Raw genomic sequence first — 24,324 nt, 5'->3', positions numbered from 1 at the left:
GTTGGTTGATCAATTCACACCAGATGTTCGAGAACCGACGGCGGCTCTCGTCGATCTGCTGGGGTGTCGCCGGGGTGCCGATACTGGCGTCGTTCGTGCAGGCCGCCGTGGCGCTGCTCGGGACGTCCGCAAGTGGGATTCCCATCTTCGGGGGTCTGAAACGACTACTCCAGTCGATTCCGGTCTTCGAAGCGGCCGGAACAGTGTTCCGGTCCAGTTCCACGGTGGTGTTGCTCCTGTTCGTCCTGATCACGGTCGCCTGGATAGCCCAGGGTATCGGACTCTTCGCACTCCGACATCAGACCTTCACGCTCGGCGCGACGGGGTTCGTAACACTGTTTCTCGTCCTCTTCGTGTTGGTGTACAGACCACTGTTGTCGTCGGGTGTCGGAACCTCCCAGGTGGCCGGGTTCTTCCTGCTGCCGGTGGCGAGTGGGGTAGCTATCTGGAGCGCGACACTCGTTTTCGAATGGGACGTGACCCTCGACAACGAGGCCGCCGAGAAGCTCTCTACGGCCCGGGATCTGGCACGTGAAGCCAGAGAGACGTTCGAGTCCGGCATCGAGCGAGCGGCCGACGAACAGACACGCGGCGCCCTACAACAGTTCGTCCCGAAGGCTGTATCGACGTTCGAGTCCGAGTGTGACGAGTTCCGCGATCAGTGTGAGGCGGTTATCGACCGGACTGATCGCCTCGTCGAGAACGGATCGGTGTCGAGCCGTGAGCGATCCGAGCGTGCGGAGCAGGTCCTGGCCGACGCGGAAGCACTCGATCCAGAACAGCGTGTGGAACGACTCGAAGGGACACTCAGAGGGACGGTCGTCGACGAGATTCACGAGACGTTCGGCGACCTGCACTACGTTTCACAGTTCGGTGAAGCCTACGAGATACGGAACCTCCGGCAGTTCAACGAGATATCAGTGCCGATGCTGGACGGTCCCCCAATCCAGATCGGTGGCCCCAGACACGAACTGGACAGTCGCCTCGTCTCCGCCATCGAGGAAGAAGGTCTCGATAGGACGGCACGCTCGATCCAGCGGGTACAGACCACGCTCGACGAACTGGAGCGGTTCCTAGACGAGCGAGAGGACGAGATCGCCACGGAACTCTCCAATGCTGCCGAGGCACTCGATGTGGCCGACGATCACCTCGACTCGCTGGACGGTGGGGCGAGAACGCGGCTCGAACAGTACCTGTTCGAAGGACGGGCCCCTACGGACGGTCCGACGGTACCGACTCGGCCTACCGTCCGATCACATCGACAGGACGCACTCGAGGCCCTCCACGACGGCAGGTTCACCGAAGCCAAGCGGGAAGCGACGGACGCTGCGCAGGAGGCGCAGGATATCCGTGCCATCGCCGAGTTCTTCGGGGAGAGCGTCGTCGCGACTGTCGAGCACGGGTCCGGAACGATCCCGATATCGGAGACGGTTGGGACGACACTGGTGGAGAATCTCAGGGTCCCGTTCACGGACACCTACGGCATCAGCTACGTCGTCGACGGGTCGACACTCAGGATCGATACAGAGGGCGACGCGACCACCCACGACAACCGGACACGGTCGGTAACGTCGACTCCCGACACGACCGAGGCGGCCCCCGACGACGTGTTGTACCTGTTGCGGGAACTGACTTCAGCAGCGGCGGCGACGACCTCCGACGACGCCGTCGCGCTCCAGAAGAACCAACTCCCTGAGAAGTTCGTCCAGGAGGAAGTACTGAACGAGATGAAGTCGTTCGCCGAACGCCAGCGAGATATCGACGAGGTAGACGTCGACGACGAGACCCCGGGCTACGTCGAGGTTCACGTCGCCGACGACGTGAGTCCTCAGCGTGTCTTGAGTGAACTGCAAGACGAGTACGCGAGTGCACGACAATGAGCATCCCGAATCATGACTGACACCTGCAAGATATGTCTCGAAGAGACCGACGAACCGACCATCGAGGACCACATCGCCGAACGGCACGCGAATACACCGGAATCCGTAGAGCAGATGTATCCGGACCGGTACGACAACGTGTTCGAAACTGACGGGTCTCTGAAACCACGCTTCCGGACCACGGAGTCGGCCAGGGAACCAGAGAACGCCACGACAGAGATGGAAACGGACGACAGCGAGTCGGTCGCGGATGGACCAACTCGATCTCGGGGACCCACGGGGACCGACGGTCCGGAACCGGAAACCGATGAAACCGCCGGGAGTTCGTCGCCGTTGAGCGGTTCGACCGGGAACAAGTGGATGATGATCGGTGTGGGCGGGGCTGGAAACCACATCCTCGACGCCGTCCTGATGCGACGAGATACCCTCCGCAACCACAGCAGCGGACTGGCGAACGTCTGGGAGGGTGGCCTGGCCGACTACGGTGGACTAAACACCAACAATACCGAACTCGGGCAGACCTACTACGCCCAGGAGGACCGGGGGTTCAGTGAGGAAGCACTCGTGAACAACTGTATGATCGGCTACCGCCACCACAACTACTCGGGGGCCGGGCGGGACTGGCAAGTCGGTCGAACGCTGATGCAGAAGGACTTCGAGGGCGAGCAAAACGCCATCAGGGACAGGCTCGACCTCGACCTCAGAGATATGGAAGCGTCCCAAGCAGTCATGCTGATCCATAGTGTCACCAAGGGCACCGGGTGTGGCTCGACCCCGGTGCTGGCGGAGAACGTCCGTGAGTTAGTGACGGAGGGGACGGGCGCCGAGGAGACGATCGCGCTCTCGAAACCGATCCTCAGTTCGGTGGTGCTCCCGTCCGACGACGAGTTCGGGACGAGCGAGATGGTCAGAGGTGTGGTGGGCATGTCGTATCTCTCGAGAGCTGTCGACGGGATCATCCCCTTCGACAACAGTAAACTGGCCGATCCGCCGGCAGAACTGGCCGTCGACATCGACGACGACCTGCTGCACAGATACAATCCACCGAACTACAGGAACATCAATCGGCTCCTGGTGACGTTCCTGGAAGCGTTCACCATGTCGTCGACACCCCAATCTGCCGACACCGCAGGGACAGAACGGATTCGGGGCGAGGTCTTCGACGTCCCCGACAGTTTCCGCCCTGTACAGCGCAAATACAGCCAGAGTGACGACCTCGAGTTCCAGCCAGCCGTCGTGATGGCCCCTGTGATCGGCCGGACCAGTACGTCGTCGTTCAACCGGTCCCGACTAGACACGCTGGCGCGTTCCGCCGTTCTCCAGGGCCGCCTCGTCGACTGCGAACCGCAGACGGCCTGGGGTGGGACCTTCATGGTGTACGGCCCGGAGTCGAAGATGGAGAATCTCGCCCCGCTGTTGCGGAACAACGAACTGACCGAGATTCTCGGTGGCGATGACTTCCTCGCCCGTGACCAGTTCGACGGCCCGGGCTCGATCGACGTCTACGTGAACCAGTTGGTCGTCCCACACGTCGACGACGTCTACCTCTGGGGGCTACTCTGGAACCCCAAGATGCCGACACTCGAACGGATGTACAACCACGCCCGTGAACTGGTCGAACAGAGCGAGAGTCGCGAGGCAAACGAGTTACGGGAGATCTGGGACACCGTCGAACCGCTGTTCGGATGTCTCGGTCGGGAGAACATGGGCTGAGAACGATGGTCGAACTGGTAGTCACAGCGGGTGTCGCTCTCGTGACCCTGATACTCGGCACGGGCGGTGGGTTCGTCGCTGGAAAACGGACGAGTTCGAGCGAACCGGACCAAGGAAGTGCCGCTGTCGAGCAACTTGCAGCGAAACTACACCAGGAACCGAGAGAGCGGGACGTCACCAGAGCCGTAGATTCTCTGACAGAGGCAGTCGACGCTGTGGTCGAGTCACGGTCGTTGATAGACCGGGGACTGATTCACGACGACGACGGGCCCGTCTCGAGGGCACAGTCGGTCCAGCGAGTGGCAGAGCGGGGACGACTCGTGAAGGAAACCCAGCAGGGGACAGAGGGAGAAGCGAGTGGCCCAGCGAACGACCCGACGGATGTCACGGGTGATCGGTCGGTCGAGACGACGGTAGAACCAGTGGCCGAAGCGGTGAGTTCCGTCCGACCACGAGTGACAGCCGAGACCCGTGACGGCCAGCGGTTACTCGACTATCTCGAGGCACCGGCGGAGACAGACGCGTCCAAACTGGCGGAGACCCTGACCGCGGTCATCGAGTCGCTCAACCGTACGGAGGCGATCGAATCGACGGTCGAGCCGATAAGCACGACCGTCGATGCCCGAGAGATCGCCCGGCGTCTCGAGGATAGTGGTGACGAGATCGGCGGAAAGTTGGGCGCGGCGGTCTCGGACATCGGACGGGAGTTCGCATCGGCCATCGAACAGCACGACGAACTACGGACAGAGCGGGATCGACTTCTGAAAGAGGCAGAGCGGATATGTACCGCAGCGAACGACCAGACAGCAGTGCGCTTCGACAGTGCCGGAAGTACCGCCCAGTGGCTCACGACACTGGCGAAACGACTCGACAGTGGCGAGTTACGACTCGTCGAACGCGAGACGGCGACCCCGCGGATCGCGGGGGAACTCGAGACGCTCCCGGAGAGCAATCTCGGTCGGGAGTTCGTCGACGTGTTGACCACCTCGCCCGTGAACCCGACCGATTGCAAGGAGACCTTTGAGGACGTCATCGAAGCCGTCGACAGCGCCGAGACCACCACCGCCAGACTCGACGGTGTGGAGGTACCGGCAGTGTCGCGACTCGCGGACGAGGTCGCGGCCGAGTTCACGAAACTGGATTCGGACGTTACCTCGGTCCTGGAAGGGCGGGCATCGGAGTTACGATCCGTCGTCGAGCAGGCAGATGCCGCCGACCTACCGACGGTGTATGCGGCGCGCCAGGAACTCAGGTTCTACGACCGCAAACTGATCCCCGAACTTCGGGATGCCGGGCGAACGGTCGAACCTGAAACGGATCTGGAGGCGCTGCGTACGGACGTCGAGCAACGCAGGTCGACGATCCGGACCCAGTACCCTTCGGAATATCCCCAACACGATCACAGTATCCCGATCCACTTCCTCGAACTCGTCAGCACACTACAAGAGGACGCAGACGATGCCAGAGCGAGTGGCCATCAGGACCGTGCACTCGGGTATCTCCAAGCCGCCGACCGAACCCTGGACTGGATCGTCGAACTGTACGAGCGACACGCCTACAGCGTGTTGCTGGAACAGCTCCGGGGGTGATTCCGAGTGTATGATTTCCGATTTTTTAATTTCGTACAAGTAGATACACATATTTATCCCAGTTACGGAACGGCCTGTATTTGTCGTTAGTGGGAGTTACTATGGTTATCCGGACCCAATATATAAAATAAATTTTCCGAGTGAACTGTTGTCGTCGTCCATATATTTATACTCGTGGAATTACTGTTTTGGAACTACACGAATGCCATATCTTTTTGTGGGTGCTGGACAGGCGGGAAGCTCGATCGTGGACGAGATATTCGCGCACAAGAACATGGAGCAGATCGCGACGCCGCTCGTGTTCAATTCCACGATTCGGGACCTCCAGAACCTTTCCAACGTCGGTCGAGACAACTGGTACGGGATCGCCGAGGGGTCGGGAATCGTTCCGGGGACGACCGATGGGTTCGAGGAACAGGTCACTGGCGGGTTCGGACGGAATCCGGTCCGCGCAGACGAAGTGATGGCTGACAACCGGAGCGTCCTGCAAGGGACGTTGAATAGTGTCCTAACCGATGTCGGAGAGGACGAGGGAGACGACGAGGAAGGGCGGGTGACGACTTCCGAGACGAACGTCCCCTTCGCGTTCGTATTCTGTGGTGTCGGTGGCGGAACCGGATGTGGGATCAGTCCGCATATCGTCGAGGCCATCGATCAGTACAGCGACGGGAACTGCAAGACGATCGCCGTCTGTGTGCTCCCGAACACCCAGGGACCCGTCGGTGGGGACGCAGAGGGGGATACCTCGCCCAGCAGGCAGGCCTGGAACGCACGGTACGGGCTCGACCGACTCGAAGATGTCGTCAACGGGATCATCCTGGTCGACAACGAGCGGTTGTCCTACCACGAGGCCGCCGAAGGACAGTTCACGGATCTCAACGAGTACGTCGCCTCGTCTATCGTCGATCTGATATCGGGAACTGTCCTCGAACGGATCGACCGCAGCGCCTACGACGTCGACCCCCCCATCATCGACATCCAGGACATCGTCACGAGTCTCTCGTTCGGACTGGGAGCCACAGACGGTGAGACGGGCTACGCCTCGATGGGGCGAGCGGTGGAGATGACCCAGTCTTTGCCGGGGTATCTGGTGCCGTTGATCGGCAAGAAAGAGATCGACGCTGCCGCACTGTCCCACATCGCGGAGTTGAAGCAGACGGTAGACGGTATCGAGACGACGGAATCCAGGAAAGCGATCGGGCTTCTCAGGGCACCGTCGAACTATATCGCCGATACGAGCTACCAGATCGACACGTCGAAATTACGGTCGTTCCTGACGGCGAGATGTGACGAGGTCAACCTCGGGGCGACACTGACGAATCGAAACCTGGTCTCGTTCACGACGCTTTTCACCTACAGACGTGGTGATATCGACCGCCTCGACGAGATAGAATCACTGGCCACGGAGTACGAACGCGAATCGGAGGCCGTGGTTTCATGACCGGTCGACGGACAGTCGTGCTCATGGGGATGCTGTTTGCCGTCCTGTCTGCTGGGCTGGTCGCTGGACAGAGTGACAGCCCTAGTGTGACCGACACCGAGCGCCGGACGACGGCGGTCGTACAGACGCTCGACCAACAGCACCGAACGGTACCACAGCTCCTCTCCGGCGTGATTCTCGGTGCGGGTATCGGTGCCGTCGTGGGGAGTGTGGCGACCTACAAGTACTGGGATACGAAACTCCAATGAGGATCGAGATCGTCCTGCTGGTGGTACTCGCGGTGTTGCTCGTCCCGCCAGGGGTGGCGGCAGAGCCGACAGTCGGTCCACAGGATGCCTGTTCGAACAAATCACAGACGGTCGCCGTACTCGTGGACGGGACCAGTCAGGTCACGACCGACACGACGACGCTCTATCCCGAGACGAGAATATTCGTCGTCTACTGTGAGGGTGGTGACGCCGTAGACCCGGTACAGGGGAGTACGGTGTGGGACGTGCAGACGGCCGGGCTTCGTGACGTCACAGAAGGCGACGAAGCCTACAGTGCCGTCGTCGGAGGAAACAGATCGTCGATCACACTCGACGCCGACGCCATCAGCCAGAAGGTTCCGACAAACAGCGTGACGATATCGGTCCAGGGGGGGCCGACCGTCCGGTCGAATCTCACCGGAACAGCGCTGACGTTCCGGGCCGGAACGACGAATCGACAGCGGTACCGGACTGCCGAAACGGCGTACCTCACTGCGACCCGGAACGTATCCGCAGCGGCTGAGACGTTGAACGAGACCGCCGTGACGATGGAGGACAACGCCGAGGCCGGCCAGCCGATCAGTGAACAGCAGTTCGCCACTGCCCGTGGGGCTCTCCAGCGGCTGAACCGTTCGCGTCGGCTCGCTGATCGACACGCACGATCACTCCGGGGCCTCCTGTACAACCGAACCCAGGTGGCAGGACTCCCACCAGGTGACGCCGCTGCGGCGCTCGAAGCACTCCATACAAGAGAACGGAGGATAGATACTGTGACCGCTGACACTCTCGAACGGTACAACAGCGCACTGGATACGGTCGAACGGGACGCACAGTCGTCTGTGCGAGCGAATACGGGTATCGGGGTTCTCCTGGGACTCCTGCTCGGGGCTATCGGTGGTGGCTATCGGATCTGGCGGTACGGTAAGAAGACACAGGACTTCAGTGACTTCGGCGGTGGGGATTTCGACGCCTCGCTCCTGCACCTCCCGCTCGGTATCGGTGGCGCGCTCGCGCTGCTGGCTATCGGTGCTATCGCCGTCCTCGGTATCGGGGGTGCGCTGCTGTGAAAGCCTCTCTCAAGGCCGCACTCGGGGTCTTCGGACTTGTCGTCCTCGGCGGGGCGATAAGCGCAGGTGTATTCGTCCTGTTCGGGTCACAGCTCGCTATCTACGCGGCTATCGCTATCGTCCCGATGATGGCTGTCGTCGGGGGCCTCTGGGTTAGACAGCGAGTGATCTCGACGGGGACAGACCAAGCAAAATACACGAGACGCCGGGCACGGGAGGTCGGGGAATCGTTCTCCGACCTCTGGGACCGCCACCAGCGGATGGAGCGAGAGTACCCATCCGTCGTCGGAGACGGTCTCGGGATCGGTATCGACTCGCTTCATGCCGACCTGAGAGACGCCGGCATCGATTTCGACCGTGAGACGGGCGCGTTTTCGCTCGACGGTGTGGCGGACCTCGAGACGATCAACACACTCGGGAGCAGATGCGAGGAACGCGGGACCGAACTCGCCGAGGCGTTCGTCGAGGCGGTCGAAGACAGACGGGCTGAGATCAGGTCCGAGATGGCTCGCCTGGACGATATCGTCGAGTCGGGACCACCAACGACCAGCGGGGGCCTCGGCGACGAGGACTGGGAGAGCGCTGGCGCAGAACTGGAAGACACTCGCGAGCAGGCCATCGAACGGGTCGACAGCGCCGCCGACCGGATCCAGGGGGCCATCACTGCCGCTGGCGACGCCGACCGGATCCAAGTCGAAGACGAACTGGCTGACGCACGTGCGGCCGCCAGCGACCACGAGTTCAGTGCGGCCGTCTCGTCTCTCCTCGCCGGACGGGACGCTGTCCGCAGGGAGGGCGATCGGACGTTCAATGCCGCCCAGCAGGACCTCCGGTCGCTACTCGATGCGATCGAGGCCAGCGACGTCGAGGAGTACCTCGTCGATGGCACGACTGCCGACGTGAGCCACGTGCGCGCGTCGATCGACGAACTGGACGACGCGATGGAACTGTCGGCACTCTCCGAGCATCGCTCCGAGGTGCTCTCGATCAGCCTCGACATCGTCGACGCGCTGGAGCGTGACCTCGATTCGATCGTCACTCGTCTTGACGGGGCGGATATTCCACCGGGCTACTACACGGTGCCAGAGGCGGCCGACCACCGCTACGTCGACGACCTGCAACGGATCGAGAATCTACAGACCTTCGAGACAGCGTGGTGCGACGCGGTCGCGGACCTCATGCAGGCGCTCGACGAACTGGAACCCAAGGCCGACGTCGTCGACGGCTACGACCAGATCAGGGACCGCATCGAATCGACGCTCCGGGCGAACGGAGCCGTCCACGGAGAGGATCTCCCGGTCCGGAAACATCAGGATCAGTTCCTCGGACTCTACTACCGCGAGAACCCGGACTCCGTGGAGTTCGATATGGACGCACCGAAACTCACGGTTCCCGGCGGATCCGAGACGTTCGATGTCGAGGTGACCGTCAAGTTCGAACGCGGCGGCCCTGATCGGGACGTGACCGTGACGCTCAGCGGTGACGGGTACGAGGAGTCACGGTCCGTGACCACACCCGTCGCAGCGTCCGTCACGTTCCCCGAGGTGGCCTTCGGGGAGTACGAGGTGACCGCCGTGCCAGCCCCGGACGAGTTCGGCTCCGCGACCGAGACCCTGCAGGTCGATCGGGACGTAGACGCGAGCCTCACGCTCCTCGAGGTCACGCTCCGAGAGCAGGTGTGTGACGGTATCGAGCGGGAGGCCAGGGAGTATCTCGATGACCTCGAACAGCGACTCCGGGAGCGGTTCGAGAAGGAAGGATACCTCAGTTCGGAGTTCTCCTACCGGTTCGACGACTCCTACGCACCCTGCTTGCTCGTGCTCTGGGCCGAGGAGAACAGTCACAACGCGACGCAGTTGGACGATGGAACGGTCCTCGTCTACGACAGCGCGACGGTGGTGGCGGAACTCGAGAACATCGTCGAGTACAACCTCGAGGCCGGTGACTCGATCCCCTTCGAGGAAGTTCGCGAGAAGTTCCTGTCGACACCAGTCCCCGACCCTGTGCTTGCGGCTATCGCCGCCGAGGAACTGCACGCCGCAACGGCAACCGAAACGACGCTTGAGAAACATTAGCTATGTCTGAATCGAACAAATTCACTCGCTGGGCCGTCCTCGCCTCCGGTGAGGGTGGTGGACGTATCGCATCGACGTACTTCACTAGGGCGGAGAACCCTGGCATCGAGGACCGGGTGATGGTCCTGAACACGAACAGGGCCGACATCCGGAACACGATCAATCGGATCGAACAGAGCCAGTACGATATCGAGGACATCCGGAGCGACCACACCCACCTCTTTGGCACACTGGATGGCGTCGGGAACTACTTTCCGGGGGGCGAACAGTGTGCACAGGAGGACGAGGACCGCATCTTGGAGATGATCACCCAGAGTGGTATCGACGTCGCCGACTCGTTCCTCTACATGACGACCCTCGGAGGCGGCACCGGGAACGGATCTGTCCCCTACCTCATCAAGAGCATCAAGGACAATCCACCGACTGCCGCCCTCGAGAACACCATCCACGTCGCTCTCGCGGCCTGGCCGTACGATTTCGAGGGGGGACAGCGGCACTTCAACGCTGTCAGTGGCCTCTCACGGCTGCTGCGATGGTACGATGGCACACAGAACGCGGACATGGTCCTCCTGATCTCGAACTCACACATCATCAACGACGAGGACCTGGCCGAGAACGCCGAGGATAGACACGAGACGGTCAACAGAAACGCAATCCAGGCGGTAGACATGATAATCGGCGCCGGCCGCCAGACACACAGTGTCGTCGACGTGTCGGACCTGATAACCTGGCCGTCACGACTCGACTCGTATCATTTCACACCGGCGGTCGCGATGGAACAGCCGTCGATGTTCGACCTGGACCTGATGTTCGACAAGGCCGCGGACAACACTTTCGTCCCCGCGGATCCGACGACGTCGAAAGTGGTCTATGCGGTCGTCAGAGCACCAGAGCGTCTCATCGACACGGACCAGTACACGGAGGCGAAAGTCGAGGAAGCGCTCCAGGGTTGGCTGGCCGAGAACGGATACAACGACGTCGTCCATCGGATGCCCACGTTGACCGGTGTCCAGCGCCAGGAAGAGACAGTCGACGTCCTGCTGCTGTTCGGCGGCTTCGACCTCGAACCGTTGTTAGAGCAGTCCCGTCCCAAGTTCGAGAAGATCATGGACCAGGCGACGGAGTACGGACTCTCGACGGATCTGGATAGTTCCGCCGAGGAGTTCACCGCGGAGAAGTTCAGGACCATCCAGCGAAATCTCGACGAATACCTCTCTGACAACGGGGGCTGACTCGGATGCCGGAGCCAACACACCATGGGTATCCCAGCGCCCTCCTCTACAGAGTCGCCCTCGTCGTGGTGACTGTGCTCTGCCTGTCCGTCGTCGCAGGGTCGGCTACAGCGGCGCCCTCGGTCTCCGTCCAGCAGAACGCGACGACGGGGGCAGTGACTGTCGAGAGCGGGCCGTACAACGTTACCGGCAACCAGACGGTGACCGTGTCTATCAACGGGGTCGAAGTAGCCGACTTCAAGCACCAGTTCGAGGAGGGTGACAGTATCGAGAGGACGATAGATGCTGGCGACCTCAGTGCTCGGACCAGTAACCTCACGAACGCACGGGTCGTCGTTACCGTCACCGGAAACGGAACCGGAAGAAGTGCCGACCTCAGATACCTCGAAGCCGCCGGTACGGGCACGTTGGACGGGACCGACGTGGTGTTACCGGTCGATAGTGGGACCGTCACGGGCGTTCCGAACGGTTCGACGGTCCCGGTCTTCGTCGGGGGTTCGGACGCCGGCGAGAGGGTACCCGGGACCTACAACGATAGCAGCGTCCGCGTTCCGCTGTCGGACTTCCGGACGAACGTGTCGGTCTACGGTAAGATAGAGTTCAGGGTCCTGCCGGACAATACGATGGCGACCTATACTGTCGATCCTCGCGAGGGAGTGAACGCGACGCTCGTCCTGGGGTCGGAGGCGGTACGTCTCAGACACCCGTTGCTCGTCCCGGAAGACCGGTACTCCGTCGTCGTCAGAACGACGGCGCCGACCGGAACCTTCGGGAATACGCTCCCGGCCACGCGTGTCGACGGGAGCAGTGCGCTGACGCTGCCGGGCGAACTGCTCCACGCATCCGAACCGGCGGTGGTCCTCCGGACACCGGACGGCAAGGTGGTGTTCAACAGTTCCAACGACGACCACCACCTGCAGCGGGATGCTGGGGAGACGACCACTACTGGCAGTCTGAACAGATCGACGGGTGTCGTAGAGACCGCGACGGGATTCCCCGCGAGTGCCACAGCGGTGTGGGTCCAGCGAGACGGGAACCTGACCAGATACGGGTCCGAAATCCTCCAGGGCGGGCAGTTGAACGTCAGTGGGACGCCGCTCCAGACAGCGGCGTCGTTCACTGCGGTCGTCGTGACAGGGGAAGACGCGCGTGTGATCGAAGTCACGGCGAACGGTAGTGGTGGGGACGGAGCGGTCCAGAACAGTTCTGCCGGTCAACTGGATGACAGCGGCTCTGGCAGTTCTGGGGGCGTCCTCACCGACAACATCGTGTTCATTCTGGCAGGTGTTCTCGGAGTCACGACCTTTGGCGTGAGTTGGTATGTAGGGAAAACCCATCTGGAATCGCCAGCACCGACTGCACTCGCGCTATTGATTGCCGCTATTCCCTTCGGCGGGTTCTTCGGATGGGGGATCAGTCAGAACACTTCCGAGTTTCTGGTGTTCGTCGTCTTTACAATTGTGAGTGGATTGGTGACGTTCGTCGTATGGGACCAAGCCATGAAACGCGAATCGATCACGAGTCCGATACCCATCGCGTTCGCTGTGGCGATGGAGGTGTTGGTCATCGTGCTATATCTTGTCGGACAATCCGTACTGTCAGAGGGGGATTTGTCAGCCCTGGCGGCTCCGATTACCCAGAATCCAGCGTCGCTGTCCCCCTTCCTCTATGGGTTCCTGGCTGCGATGTCTGTCGTGGGTGCCTACATCATCAGTGCCGGACCAAGCACAGCAGGCAGCGGACAGACGGACGGGTACACCTACACCAATCCGACGTTTACCTGTAACATCAGCATCGCCGATAAGACGGGGGCACCAATCACCGAGACGATTGATGTCAGACTCCAAAACAACCGTGGAGAGCAAGAGATCGCCCAGATAACGGGGGGCAATGGAACGGTCAGCCTTCCCGACGGTGCCTGGACTGCAACGGCGTCGTTCGCTGGTGAAACCGCGAGGGGTAGGTTGCAGGTCACTAGCAAACAGCGTCTGGACAGAAATCAGTCCAGGAGTGGTGACAGTACCACTCTGACGTTCCCGGCGAGGAGTGTCGAAATCGAGACTGTCGATCAGGACTCCGGTGACCCCATTAGCGGGGTCGATCTGTCGGTCCGAGTCGATGGGCAGGGCGAGTCTGCCTCGACCGACGCGAACGGGGAGTGGAGCGAACAAGTACCCCTCACAGCATCTACCCTCCGTATCACGGCGAGTCACCCAGAGTACGAGGAGGAGACCTGGGAGACGGACCTCGCGGGCAACGAGGGCACGAAATTGCGGCTCCGACGACTCGTCGGTACCGTCGCAGCGACTGTCACAGTCGACGGGCAGGGTGTCGACGGTGTGTCCACGAGACTCGCCCGCCAGGGGGACTCGGAGCGCTTCCGAGCCGAGACCGACGCGGATGGCAGCGTGGTCTTCGAAGACGTCCCCATCGGGGAATACGAACTCACGGTCGACCTGGCGGATCGACCCGAGCAGTTCCAGGCGACGCCTGTCCGGGTCCAGATCCGAGATGGGGAGACAACACGTGAGACGGTCCCGATCGAGTTCTCGTACGACCTCTCGTCGGCGGACAGAGAGCGGATGCGTTCCGTCCGGTCACGGATCGACGACATAGGCGCGGTCAAGCGCCGCGACGTTGCGATCCCGAAATATTACGCCAGTGTCCTCACGTCGGCGGTGAACACGGTCGAGTCCGTTCCCGACTCCGGCTACGAGGTGTTCACTGCGTCCGCCGACGCGGCCGATGTCGTCGCCGGTCTACTGGAAGCCACCGAGACTGCCAGCGCGACCGTCGACGAGGTCATGGCCTCCAAACGGAACGTTGACCTGTTCTCTGCGTGTGCGACGCTCGAAGAGACCAGGGTCGAGTGGCAGGGAGAGATCAGTGTCGAGCGCATCGCGACGCTCGCACGACAGGACGTCGGTCAACAGCGTGGCGTCATCGTCGATCGGTTGGACGCAGTCGACGAGCGGATCTCCGCGGGCGTCAGTCAGGTCTCCGAGGTCAGTCCAGCCCGGGAGATGTGGGAAGGAGTTCGAACGATGGTCAGGGATAGCAGCGGTGTCTCGGCAGTCGAACAGGCGACACTGATCGCAATCGCCGAGGCGTTACTCGACGCCGTCGAGGGGCTGTTCGAACACGATCAACTCAGAGCACGGATGGAGGAGACCGTCTACTAAGCATGAACGCACAGATCACTACGGTGGCGATAGCCGCGCTGGTACTGGCAGTTCCGGTCGTGGGGGCTGCGGACACGTCGACCGGGACAGCCGACTCGGCGATCACGGGTCAGGGACCGACGGCAGCACAGACGGAGGGGGCACCCACGCCCGAGTCCGCCACGGAGTTCCTCACTGCGTTGCGCGGATTGAACGGGACCGAGGCCTTCACCCAATACAGCGAGTTCGAGATAATCCGATCTCAGGCGGTTCAGGCCGTCCAGATCGGTACGTTCAGTCAGACAGAGCGACGCCGGATGGAGTTGGTGTACCGGTTGCTTGTGACCTTCCGGTCGGGCTACGCCCAGAACCAGAACGGGTCCTACGACGCTGCGATAGAGCGGGCCAACGAGACGAGCGCCATCAGCCGGAGGCTCCGGACGGTCGACCGGGGTGAACAGTACGCGGTCCTGGCCGACGTGGCGTTGGAGCGGTTCTACGCTAGAACTGGCCAGCGGCTTCAGTCGGCAGCCGAGTCACAGTCGAAGACCCCACGGCGAATCGCGACACTCCGGAAGGCAGCGCGATCGTACAAACGCGCCGGTGTCACAGATCGGTACTCACAGGTTCTGATCCGCGTCGACAGCGTCGAGAAGACCTACGAGAGCGACGTCGAGGACCTCAACGATTCGGCGACGGCCGCGGAGTCGTTCCTCGAGGATTGCGACGGCTGTGGAGCGCTCGGGAGTGCTATCTCGACGTACAAACTCAGTCTCTTCACGCAGTACCAAGCGTCCCGGGACGCCGAACGGCGGACGCGAGAAGCACTCTCGCTCGCGAACAAGCATGGTCTCCAGGAGCGGTCGACGCAACTCACGGAACTCCAGTCCGAAGTGGCGACGACACAGTCACGACTGGCCGTCGCCAGCGCCGTCGTCATCGTAGGGTACACCGTCATCGTCGGGCTGTTGGGTGCAGTCGTCGCGTGGCGGTTGAGCATCTGGCGACGGGACATTGAAGCGGCTGCACACGGTGACTCGATCCTACTGGGGGCGATGCTCCATGAGTAGACCGTCCCGTCGAACGGCCGCCCGTCTCGTCCTCGTTCTCGGTTTGTTGCTGGCAACCGGTGTCGCGACGGCAGCCACCAGTGGGTCGCTCGAGCTACAGGCCGCAGAGAGCGACAGCGACTCGACGACCCTCGCGTTCACCTACACGGCCCAGGGGAACGGCGTCGCCAGAGTGACACCGACCAGGGACGTGCAGGCTGGCGGTGACCTCACCTTCAGGTTAGAGACCAGGTCTTCCCGGACAGTAACCGCCGGGCAGACGTACACCGTCAGATACGAGGTGACGGCACAGGACGGGACGCCCGAAGGGTCGTACTACGTTCGGCCGACCATCCGTGGACCGGGAACTACCCACTCGGAGCAATTACGAGTCGACGTGGCCGTCCTGGAACCGCGGTTCGGGCCTTTGCCCTCCGAACAGACCGACCTGACGTTCCGCGGTGACCGGACCGAATCGACCGACCTGGACATCGAGATCGAGAACACCGGTGATGGCCGGATGACCGGCATCTCGGCACGGACCGCGAACGTGCCGAACGACCTCTCGGTCAGCATGGATGTCCCCGATCAGATCGGGGCAGACGACAGCGACGCGATCGCTATGGAGATCTCCGCCACGGACTCGATCTCCGCGGGCACACACAGGTTCGGCGTCGTCGTCACGGATTCGACCGGCAAGAGCCAGACCATCCAGGTGACCGTCGACGTGTTCAAACCGCCGGTCCTGGGTTCGCCCGAGCAGTCGATAGACCTCGGCGACGTCATGGTCGGTGAGTCGGTCAGAACCACGTACACGATCGAGGAGGACGGGGGGTACTCCGACGTTCAGGGGATCAACGTCCGGTTCGACGACCGGGATACCGAAGGAGAAATCGCCCTCAATGGTCTGAGCGGGTACATCAACGCCGGTGGGTCATCGGATGGAACCGTGACCATAACTGCCGACGACAACGCTGATCAACACGAGGAACTGGAGTGGGAAGCGGAGTTCCAGCCACAGAATGCAAACGGAGTCGGGACCACGATCGATTTCGAGGCCCGCGTTATCTATCCGCCATACTACGAGTCGATCGACGCTCCGGATAGCAATATCAACTTCGACGAGCCACGGACACAGGCCCAGGAGTTTACCCACACCGTCCCTGTGGAGGTCCGGAACGGCGGCGACAGATCGATGGAGATCACCGGTGCCACGGCGTCGATAGCCGACGGGAGCCTGCAGGCCCGGACCACGGATATCCCCAACGAGATTCCTCCGCAGTCGACCGCAACGATCCAGGTGACGGTGACCGCAGACGCGAGTGCGAGCGAGGGTGACAGAACGCTCGACGTCTCCGTCAAGGCTCGCCAGCCTGGTCGGGAGTCGGTCTCGTCGACCGTCTCCGTCACGCACGATACCGAACTCGCTGTCGACCGGACCGACATCTCGTTCGGCAGAGTGGTCGCGACCCGGTCGGTCACACGAAGCACAGATATCAGCGAGCGACTGGGCTACAAGGACGTACAGGATCTCCAGATCGAACGGGTCGAAGGACCCGACGAAGGGTGGCTCACCGTCACGGAGCAACCGTCGTCGCTCTCGGCCGGCGAGTCCGCCCCGTTCGTCACAGTGGTCACGTTCGACACGCGGGCCGAGTTCTTCACGCAGTACACCTGGCGATACCGCATCTCCGGATCGAACATCGATTCGGAGGTCCTCACCATCACCGCGACGCCGCGGCCAATAGATTTCAGTGCGACCGTCGACTCGCTGGGTTCGGTCGAAAGTCAGGGATCTGATCGGCGGACGGTCGCGGCGAGCAACATGGCGCGTGTGATGGAGGGCCTCGCGTCGAGACTTCGATCCAACAGTTCCCAGCAGGCCAAACAGGACGTGACGACAGTCAGCGCCGCCGGGCGCAGTACAGTCCTGTTCCTGCAGGAAGCCTCTGCCGCCCGGACACAGATGGAGGCCGGGAACCACAGCGCTGCACAGCGATCGCTGACCCGGGCTGCCGCTACCTACAACACGATCGAGATCGCATCCCAGCGGGTCCAGACACCCGGTATCCGTGACCAGATACGGCGGTCGGCGAGCGCGTCCAACGAGATACTGACAGCGCTACTGGACGAACAGCGATCATACTATCGCGAGCGGCTAGCCGCGAACGAGACGACTAAGCTCGAACGTGCACAGACACTCAGACAGCTCTCACAACTGGCTGCGCTGGCCGGCAACCGCCAGGAGGCGGCCACGTTAGAGAACCGATCGGAGACCGCGTTCGAGGAGTACTCGACACTCGTCAGTGACGGGAACGCGAACCTCCAGCGTGCTCGGCAGGCCGAGGCTAACCTCACCTCGTCGACGCTGCTCACGATCGGTGGCCAGCCGGTCTACTGGATCGGATCCCGTGATCGGATCGAGTCCCGCCGGGCGAGTGTGACCCAGGCGTACTCCGATGCCGATCGGCAGTTCGCACAGGCGGGTGCAGCGAGTCAAGCGGCGGCAGCCAGGTCCGAACGGGCGGCGTTCACACAGACCATGGACAGGGCACGACTCCTCTCGCGCGCCCTGGCAGGCGTGATCGGACTCCTGTTCGTACTCCTGGTGGTCTTCGAGGCCCGTGCCATCTACACCTACATACAGGAATCGACGGCAGCGGTCAGCGGGGACTTCCTGCTGTCCGGTGAAACGTCGTGACGAGGTGGCGAGGGTGTTTCGGCCCACCCTCGTCTGCAGGCCTGTCGGTCTCTGCCCCGTCGTCAGCACGCTGGACTTGCCATTCCGCCGGAGCAGCCGACTCCGTACCAGTAGACACCGAACCGCTGACCTCGTAACTACGGTCGATCTGACCGCTCGGACCCCGCCCAGCGACGTCGAGTCTGAACGACGCTGACCCCGCAGACGTCGGTTCGATATCGACGACGTAGTCGAACGTCTCGCCCGCCTGGACCGTCCCGACGTTCCGCTGACCGGTCGAGAGGAGCGACGAGAGGAGGTCACCGTGGGCTTCGATCGTCACGTCTTGGATATCGGCTCCGGCAGTGAGTGAACACTCCACCGCACTGTGTCGGTCGACGACTGGCGGGGACTGTGTCTCTGCTGCCAGTGAGATGACGTCACCGCCGGTGCTCTCGGCCGATGCTGCCGCCTGCGCAGTCGGGGACCCAGCGGCCAATGTGACGAAACGGTCCGTGCCACCATCTCGGGTTCGCACCCGAACACCGGCAGTCACGGGTGTGTCGATTCCGTCCGGAGTCACCTCGAGTGTCTCCTCGAAGGTCCCGGACTCCCCCGGGTCGAGTGTCCGAGGAGTATCTTGTTTCCAGACGCGTGCCTCCTCGCCATCGGGCGTGAGAGCGAGGACCTCGATTGTCACCGGCCCGTCGCTCTCGTTGTGACAGCGAAACAGTGCGCGGCTCTCCGGGTCGGCAGGGTCGAGACCGACTTCGAGACCGAGTGTCGGGGGTTCGACAGCGACCGTTCGCTCGGGGAGTTGCTGTGTCGCCTCTGCCGTCGAGACTGTCCCGCCATCGAGGGTCACTGACCCGTCCTCGAAGACAGCGTGGTGCCGGTCGAGGACGATGCGTTCGTCCGGGTGGAGTTGCTCGATACGTTCGGTCGACTCGTCGAACGAGACAGTGAGATCGGTGAGCGGAGTCGCACCGTCGTTGTGCAGGCTGATCTCTTCCGTGAACCGTTCGCCCCGCCGCACGGACTCCGGAACGGTTCTCTCGATCCGGAGTCGCTGGTCGTCGGTGGTGTCGGCCGTCGCCGAGTCCGTCCCTGCCACCGGTGAGGACGACGACCGCTCGACTGTGCTGCCCACCGGTGCCTGTGGACGGGACGTGGCATCCTCCGGGGAGTAGTCCCAGGCTGACGCCGGAACGTCACGTCTGCTAGAGACACCCAGCCCCTCGAGTCCCGCGATGACTTCGATACCACCGTCGACCTGCGGACCTGCGAGGGGGACGGCCAGTTTGAGCACGGCCCCCGGGTCGAGTGAGATGGACCGTTCCAGTTCCACCGCGCCGTCGGACGTAGCGACCTCCAGCGTGTCTTCCAGTCCGGCATCGACCGTGTTCTCGACGATCACGTCCAGGTACGGTCGGTCCCCGTCAGTCGTCGTCAGTTCGATTGACGGGAGCGAGTCCGGGAGCGAGGGCGTAACTGTCATCTCGAATGACTCGTCCTCAACCGTCGCTTCGAACGTGAGTTCGGGGTCCCCATCCAGAGAGAGGTCTCGTTCGATCGTCTCACTCCCGCCCGGCGGGACTGTTACCTGTTCGCCCGCAGAACTGACAGTCGTTGCGGAGTCCCCGGCGTTCGCTATCTCGACGGCGACGACCGCTGTCCCGTCTCGGACCGTCTCGACCGACGCCGAGACGTCCACAAGTTGGTCGGGATCGGGTGGGGAGAGAGGGGTGATCCGACCCGAGAGAACGACCGCCGAATCGACCAGCACCTCGACGGTGACGGGGTCCTCGCTGGACACCTCCCGAACCGGGTAGGCTGTCTCGACCGAGTCGCCGGGAGAGAGAGAGACTTGTTCGGCGGTCCCCGCCAACCGGATGGCATCTGCAGGTGACAGGCGGAGTTCGACCTGCGTTTCGACCGGGACCGGACCGGTGTTCTCCACGTCGAGAGTCAGTGACTCGCCGGCAGCGATCTCGGTATCCCCGAGTGTGACCGCCAGGGCCTCGGCCGGAGGTTGTCCCTTCCTGTAGAGTGTCTGTGACTCCTCGGTCGCGGTCACGAGCAGGTTCCGATCACCCGACGCAACCACGGCGTCGCCACCCGGTACGGAGAGCGGGTCGACGCCACCGTGTTCGTCCACGTGCTGGAGGCGTTCCCCATCGGTCGTGACCAGTGCATCGCTCCCCAGTGACGTGAAGTCGTTCACCCGGTCAGAATCAGCCCAGACGACCTCCCCCTCGGGGATCGAGACGTAGTTGATCGAACCGTCCTGTAACAGCACACCGATACCCTCCCCGACGACAGCGACCGACTCGACTGCGCCGTGCATGTTCTCGTCGAGCACGACCGAGCCACTGCCGTCCAGGACGGTCACGAACGACCACGCGGCAACCGCCATTCGGTCCGTGCCGCCGTCGACCGCTTCGATCGATCCGACGTCGCTGTGGGGACGGTCGACGTCGAACAGCTCCGACCCGGTCTCTGTATCGAGCCCGACGATCCGTCCGTCCGTCATGAAACAGGCTACGATACCGGCCGCCCCGACCGCTGCCATCGCCTCAACGGCCCCGACCGGCGTGGTCCACAGTTCGATACCGCTCGTCGTGTACGCGATCACCGCTTCGTCGACGAGGCAGAACACGTACTGGTCGACCGCGATTCCGGAGAGCGTTCCTGCGGTCGAGAAGGTCGTCGACTCCCCGTCACTCGACACCACTTCGATACGGCCCTTCGGTGTCCCGACGACGACGACAGATTCGTCTGCCGTCAAGAGGACGGACGGTCCCAGCGAGAACGTGCGCGCCTCGACGAACGTGTCGGTGTCTTCCACCAGCCCCATCTGCACCTACGCCTCCGGGTCCCCGTCGTCGGAGTCGCCGTCGAACGCCTGGAGGTCCTGGAACAGCGATCCCATGCGGATATCCAGACGGTCGGCCTGTTCGTGGACGTAGTCACGCATCTCCGGGTACCCCTCCAGCGCGTCGGCCTCGTCTCTGACACTCGTGACGAACTGTCTGACCGTCTTCGGGTGCTGTTCGGAGAGCCGTTCGAGGAAGTAGTCGTTATCGGGTGTGACGGGCTCTCTGTCGTCGTCGATCACACTTCGAACCAGGTCACGCTGAAGCTCTGTCCCGAGAACGCGATCGGCGATCTCCGCCGGGGTGTAGCCGACCGACTCCGCCGCCAATCGTTCGTAATCGATATCTATCCCGCCGTTGGCCGTCTCGAGTTCGGCGAGTTCCTTCTCCCAGACCTGCGCCATTACATCCTCGTCCGGTTGCGGGATGAACTGTTGGACCGGGAACCGCCGACTGGCCGCCGGGTCGATAGTGAACGGCATGTTCGTCGCACCGATGACCAGGAGGTTGTCCTCGATCTTGTCGGTCCCCATCTCCTGGAGGAAGGCGTTCGTCAGCGACCGTTCGTGTCGCTGCAGGTCGTCGTCACTCCGATCCGGGATCAGTGTCTCGATCTCGTCGAAGAACAGGACCGCGAAACCGTTCTGTGCGACGCTGTGTGCTTCGTCGAAGACGGCCTCGACACGCCGTTCCGCTTCACCGGGGTACCGAGAGAGGATGTCGCCACCTTTGACCGGGAGGAACTGGACTTCGCCGTACTCCTCCTCGATGTTGGTGTTGTTGGCCGCTTCGTAGGCGATAGCCTCCGAGACCAGCGTCTTCCCACAGCCAGGCGGGCCGTAGAGAAGCATACTGCCGCCACGAGCAGCGAACCGCTCGCCGTAGAGCTCTGTCACGCGCTCTTTCGTGTCGGGGTCGAACAGCGCCAGGAGCATCCGTGCCGTCTCCTTGACCGAGTCCAGCCCCGCGACGTCGTCCTCGAAGCTCACGGTCGGTTTCTCCGGCGAGACGTCGATATCGACGTCCATCTCGCCGGCCTCGCCCGGTTGGCCACCGCCCGGCCGCCCGCCGCCAGTACCCGGCATGCCACTCCCTCCAGGGCCGTCGGGTGTCGACCGTTTCTCGGCCTCGCTCGCGTCGACGAATTCGATGTCTGTCCCGTCGGTCACCACCAGCGTCGTGTAGTTGTACGGCTCCAGTTCGACGACGTCGAACGAGACGAGCGACCCGCCGAGGTCCGCAACCTCCTCGATGCCCCTGTGGAGGAGGAACCGATTCCTCTTGAGGTGGGTCCGGAGTCGGTCCGTCGCCCCGTTGTCGACGTGCAGTGTCGCCGACTCACAGACAGGTACCTCACTCACGTCGACGTCGGTCTGGATCCGGAATGGAACCCCGTGACTGATCCCCCCGAACACCTCCGCCGCGTTCTCGTGGAGGTAGACTGTGTTCTGGAGGTCGCTGCTCATCACCTCCTGCTGGGCATCGGGGTAGAAGTAGGCCTTCGTGTTCTGATGCTCCGCGGCCAGTATCGTCGACGACCCAACTTTCCGCTTCTGGATTGTGATGTGGGAGGTCGGTCGGTCTGACTTGGTTATCGGATCGAGGTTCAACATACTCATGGTTCGGTCCTCACGTTGGCGAGTTGGTCTAACGTCCAGTCCGCGAACTCGACCGGCCCGTCGGCCGGCCGCGTGTAGAGACGCCGCAACCGTTCCTGTCGGGCCAACTGGGTCTCGAGTAGCGCACGTGTCTCCGCGATCGTTTCGACCGTGCTCTGCCAGGTTCGCCTCGCGACGGGGGCTCCGGACATCGTCTCTGCTCTGGCGAGTACGCGCTCGCACCTCGAGGCCGTCAGGTCGAACCGCTCGATCAGATGGGAACAGACCTGCTGCCAGTTGTAGCCGTCCTCGAGCGGGATCAGCAGGTACGACCCCACAACGGTGACCCGCTCGGTGTCGGTCACCCGCTCACGCGTTCGGTGATCGAGCATCGAGAGTTCGATCGCCCCGTCCTCGTAGAGCGTCTCCAGGAGCGTCTCCAGAAGGTCGTCGGCCGGATGAGCCGCCGACTCGGTCACGGGGAGCGGGACCCCGACGTTGACGAGCGTGTCGATGGCACCCAGTGTCGAGAGTTGCGCCAAGCCGACCCGACGCAGCCACGCGGGTTCGAGACTCCGCTGGTCGAGGACACGATCCGCGCGACGATCTAGGGTCCGGACGCTCCCCACGAGCGACTGGGCGTGCATCCCTCAAGTACCCTGTTCGTAGCCGGTCGATTCGACGTCTGGACTGGACTCCTGCTGCAGCGACTCCGACTCTCCCAGCCCTTCGACGAGCGACGATGCCAGCCCGATGGTGTCTTCGTTTTCGGCTCGCTCCTGTGCGTCTGCGACCCCGGCGACGGCCGATGCGACACTGGAGAGGTGTTCGGCCATCTCCTTGGCGTCCTCGTAGTTGATGTGCTCGTTGACCTGGTAGACCTTCCTGAGCCGTTCGAGCTGGACTTCGAGCGAGCCCTGCGTATCGTCCAGGTTCTGGACGTGCATCGAAAGCTCGTTGGTCATCTTCTGTATCTCCTGGTCGAGATCACTCCCGCTGCTAACAGAGTCGATCATCGATTCCAGGTGGAACAGCCGGTGTTCCAGACGCTCGTACTCGGCTTGCTCGGACTGACTCAGGTCGGACTGGTCGATTTCACCACCGTTCGTGAGATTCATGATCCGCTGGGCCACCTCCTTTTGCTTGCGTTCGTACTCCTCCATCTTCTGAGAGACGTCTATCTGGCCCATCTGCTGGCGGAGCTCATCTTCGACCTCCTCGACGGTATCGATCGTCTCCTGGATCTTCGTGGTACAGCCTTCGATAGCCGACATCCAGTTCAGCAACATCGCCGTATCCTCGTCGGAATCACCCCCTTCTGCCGCGATATCGGCCAGCGATTCCGGGTCCGAGAGGATGACCACCTCGGACCCGTTCTCGTTCAGGATACCGTTCTCGATGAAGTAGTCGATGATCGCCTCAGCCTGTGCCTCGGACTCGACGACGACTGGCGAGTTCTCTGCATCCAGGAGCGTCCGGATAGCCTCTTGTCGAGAGATACTTCCACCACTGTCGGCTTCGAGATTGAGGGCGTCAGAGAGGTCTTGCTGTATGAGTGCCTTGATCACGTCCCTGAACGTCGCATCCAGCCCGCTCGTCTCCTCTAGCTCCCCGGAGAACCTGACTGGTTCGTCGTGTTGGTTCGTGGGCTGTCCGATGATGTAGCGCTGGCCGTCCTGCTCGACTGGACTGAAATCGGTGTATGTCTGTGGCAT

The 24,324-nt window shown here is 62.4% G+C and carries 15 protein-coding genes; 11 read left to right on the top strand and 4 right to left on the bottom strand.

Annotation, left to right across the window (positions count from 1 at the left end):
* Nucleotides 1–23 precede the first annotated feature (23 nt).
* The 11 genes from Hhyl2_RS18570 to Hhyl2_RS18520 all read left to right on the top strand — a co-directional run bounded on the left by Hhyl2_RS18570 (nt 24) and on the right by Hhyl2_RS18520 (nt 18,156).
* Complete coding sequence (locus tag Hhyl2_RS18570; protein WP_483552288.1) at nt 24–1,880, top strand: hypothetical protein; 1,857 nt, start codon at nt 24–26, stop codon at nt 1,878–1,880.
* A gap of 12 nt (nt 1,881–1,892) precedes the next feature.
* Nucleotides 1,893–3,593 carry a cell division protein FtsZ gene (locus tag Hhyl2_RS18565; RefSeq protein WP_483552287.1) on the top strand — a complete coding sequence of 567 codons (1,701 nt, stop codon included), beginning with the start codon at nt 1,893–1,895 and terminating at the stop codon, nt 3,591–3,593.
* Nucleotides 3,594–3,598: 5 nt separating this feature from the next.
* The gene (locus Hhyl2_RS18560) at nt 3,599–5,182 is read left to right on the top strand and encodes a hypothetical protein (RefSeq protein WP_483552286.1); all 1,584 of its coding nucleotides are present in this window, start codon (nt 3,599–3,601) and stop codon (nt 5,180–5,182) included.
* 247 nt (nt 5,183–5,429) lie between these two features.
* Nucleotides 5,430–6,623: a cell division protein FtsZ gene (locus Hhyl2_RS18555; RefSeq protein WP_483552285.1), complete on the top strand. Its 1,194-nt coding sequence runs from the start codon at nt 5,430–5,432 to the stop codon at nt 6,621–6,623.
* Nucleotides 6,620–6,871, top strand: a complete 252-nt coding sequence (locus tag Hhyl2_RS18550) for a hypothetical protein (RefSeq protein WP_483552284.1) — start codon at nt 6,620–6,622, stop codon at nt 6,869–6,871. Before Hhyl2_RS18555 ends, Hhyl2_RS18550 begins: the two co-directional genes overlap by 4 nt.
* On the top strand, nt 6,868–7,938 hold the full coding sequence (locus Hhyl2_RS18545) for a hypothetical protein (RefSeq protein ID WP_483552283.1): 1,071 nt from the start codon (nt 6,868–6,870) through the stop codon (nt 7,936–7,938). The genes Hhyl2_RS18550 and Hhyl2_RS18545 overlap by 4 nt, the downstream gene beginning before the upstream one ends.
* Nucleotides 7,935–10,013 (top strand): hypothetical protein, encoded by a 2,079-nt coding sequence (locus tag Hhyl2_RS18540; protein ID WP_483552282.1) that lies wholly within the window; start codon nt 7,935–7,937, stop codon nt 10,011–10,013. The genes Hhyl2_RS18545 and Hhyl2_RS18540 overlap by 4 nt, the downstream gene beginning before the upstream one ends.
* A gap of 2 nt (nt 10,014–10,015) precedes the next feature.
* Nucleotides 10,016–11,245: an FtsZ/tubulin family protein gene (locus Hhyl2_RS18535; RefSeq protein WP_483552281.1), complete on the top strand. Its 1,230-nt coding sequence runs from the start codon at nt 10,016–10,018 to the stop codon at nt 11,243–11,245.
* Between the two features lie 5 nt (nt 11,246–11,250).
* Complete coding sequence (locus tag Hhyl2_RS18530; protein WP_483552280.1) at nt 11,251–14,427, top strand: hypothetical protein; 3,177 nt, start codon at nt 11,251–11,253, stop codon at nt 14,425–14,427.
* A gap of 2 nt (nt 14,428–14,429) precedes the next feature.
* On the top strand, nt 14,430–15,476 hold the full coding sequence (locus Hhyl2_RS18525; protein ID WP_483552279.1) for a hypothetical protein: 1,047 nt from the start codon (nt 14,430–14,432) through the stop codon (nt 15,474–15,476).
* Nucleotides 15,469–18,156 carry a COG1361 family protein gene (locus Hhyl2_RS18520; protein ID WP_483552278.1) on the top strand — a complete coding sequence of 896 codons (2,688 nt, stop codon included), beginning with the start codon at nt 15,469–15,471 and terminating at the stop codon, nt 18,154–18,156. The genes Hhyl2_RS18525 and Hhyl2_RS18520 overlap by 8 nt, the downstream gene beginning before the upstream one ends.
* Here the strand turns inward: Hhyl2_RS18520 and Hhyl2_RS18515 are convergent.
* From Hhyl2_RS18515 to Hhyl2_RS18500, 4 genes are read right to left on the bottom strand one after another with little or no spacing between them, the layout of a single operon-like run.
* Nucleotides 18,119–20,992 carry a hypothetical protein gene (locus Hhyl2_RS18515; RefSeq protein WP_483552277.1) on the bottom strand — a complete coding sequence of 958 codons (2,874 nt, stop codon included), beginning with the start codon at nt 20,990–20,992 and terminating at the stop codon, nt 18,119–18,121. The two genes, Hhyl2_RS18520 and Hhyl2_RS18515, sit on opposite strands and share 38 nt — an antisense overlap.
* A gap of 6 nt (nt 20,993–20,998) precedes the next feature.
* On the bottom strand, nt 20,999–22,630 hold the full coding sequence (locus Hhyl2_RS18510) for an ATP-binding protein (RefSeq protein WP_483552276.1): 1,632 nt from the start codon (nt 22,628–22,630) through the stop codon (nt 20,999–21,001).
* Nucleotides 22,627–23,256 (bottom strand): hypothetical protein, encoded by a 630-nt coding sequence (locus Hhyl2_RS18505; protein WP_483552275.1) that lies wholly within the window; start codon nt 23,254–23,256, stop codon nt 22,627–22,629. Before Hhyl2_RS18505 ends, Hhyl2_RS18510 begins: the two co-directional genes overlap by 4 nt.
* A gap of 3 nt (nt 23,257–23,259) precedes the next feature.
* On the bottom strand, nt 23,260–24,324 hold the full coding sequence (locus Hhyl2_RS18500; protein ID WP_483552274.1) for a hypothetical protein: 1,065 nt from the start codon (nt 24,322–24,324) through the stop codon (nt 23,260–23,262).

The organism is Haloarcula sp. H-hyl2, assembly GCF_056934385.1.
This window is presented reverse-complemented; position numbering and strand designations above follow the sequence as displayed.

Bases quoted from the DNA above. Each gene is read 5' to 3' on its own strand.
- Hhyl2_RS18515 (WP_483552277.1), bottom strand. From the start codon at position 20,992: ATGGGGCTGGTGGAAGACACCGACACGTTCGTCGAGGCGCGCACGTTC.
- Hhyl2_RS18510 (WP_483552276.1), bottom strand. From the start codon at position 22,630: ATGAGTATGTTGAACCTCGATCCGATAACCAAGTCAGACCGACCGACC.
- Hhyl2_RS18505 (WP_483552275.1), bottom strand. From the start codon at position 23,256: ATGCACGCCCAGTCGCTCGTGGGGAGCGTCCGGACCCTAGATCGTCGC.
- Hhyl2_RS18530 (WP_483552280.1), top strand. From the start codon at position 11,251: ATGCCGGAGCCAACACACCATGGGTATCCCAGCGCCCTCCTCTACAGA.
- Hhyl2_RS18520 (WP_483552278.1), top strand. From the start codon at position 15,469: ATGAGTAGACCGTCCCGTCGAACGGCCGCCCGTCTCGTCCTCGTTCTC.
- Hhyl2_RS18535 (WP_483552281.1), top strand. From the start codon at position 10,016: ATGTCTGAATCGAACAAATTCACTCGCTGGGCCGTCCTCGCCTCCGGT.
- Hhyl2_RS18525 (WP_483552279.1), top strand. From the start codon at position 14,430: ATGAACGCACAGATCACTACGGTGGCGATAGCCGCGCTGGTACTGGCA.
- Hhyl2_RS18570 (WP_483552288.1), top strand. From the start codon at position 24: ATGTTCGAGAACCGACGGCGGCTCTCGTCGATCTGCTGGGGTGTCGCC.
- Hhyl2_RS18565 (WP_483552287.1), top strand. From the start codon at position 1,893: ATGACTGACACCTGCAAGATATGTCTCGAAGAGACCGACGAACCGACC.
- Hhyl2_RS18500 (WP_483552274.1), bottom strand. From the start codon at position 24,324: ATGCCACAGACATACACCGATTTCAGTCCAGTCGAGCAGGACGGCCAG.
- Hhyl2_RS18545 (WP_483552283.1), top strand. From the start codon at position 6,868: ATGAGGATCGAGATCGTCCTGCTGGTGGTACTCGCGGTGTTGCTCGTC.
- Hhyl2_RS18550 (WP_483552284.1), top strand. From the start codon at position 6,620: ATGACCGGTCGACGGACAGTCGTGCTCATGGGGATGCTGTTTGCCGTC.
- Hhyl2_RS18560 (WP_483552286.1), top strand. From the start codon at position 3,599: ATGGTCGAACTGGTAGTCACAGCGGGTGTCGCTCTCGTGACCCTGATA.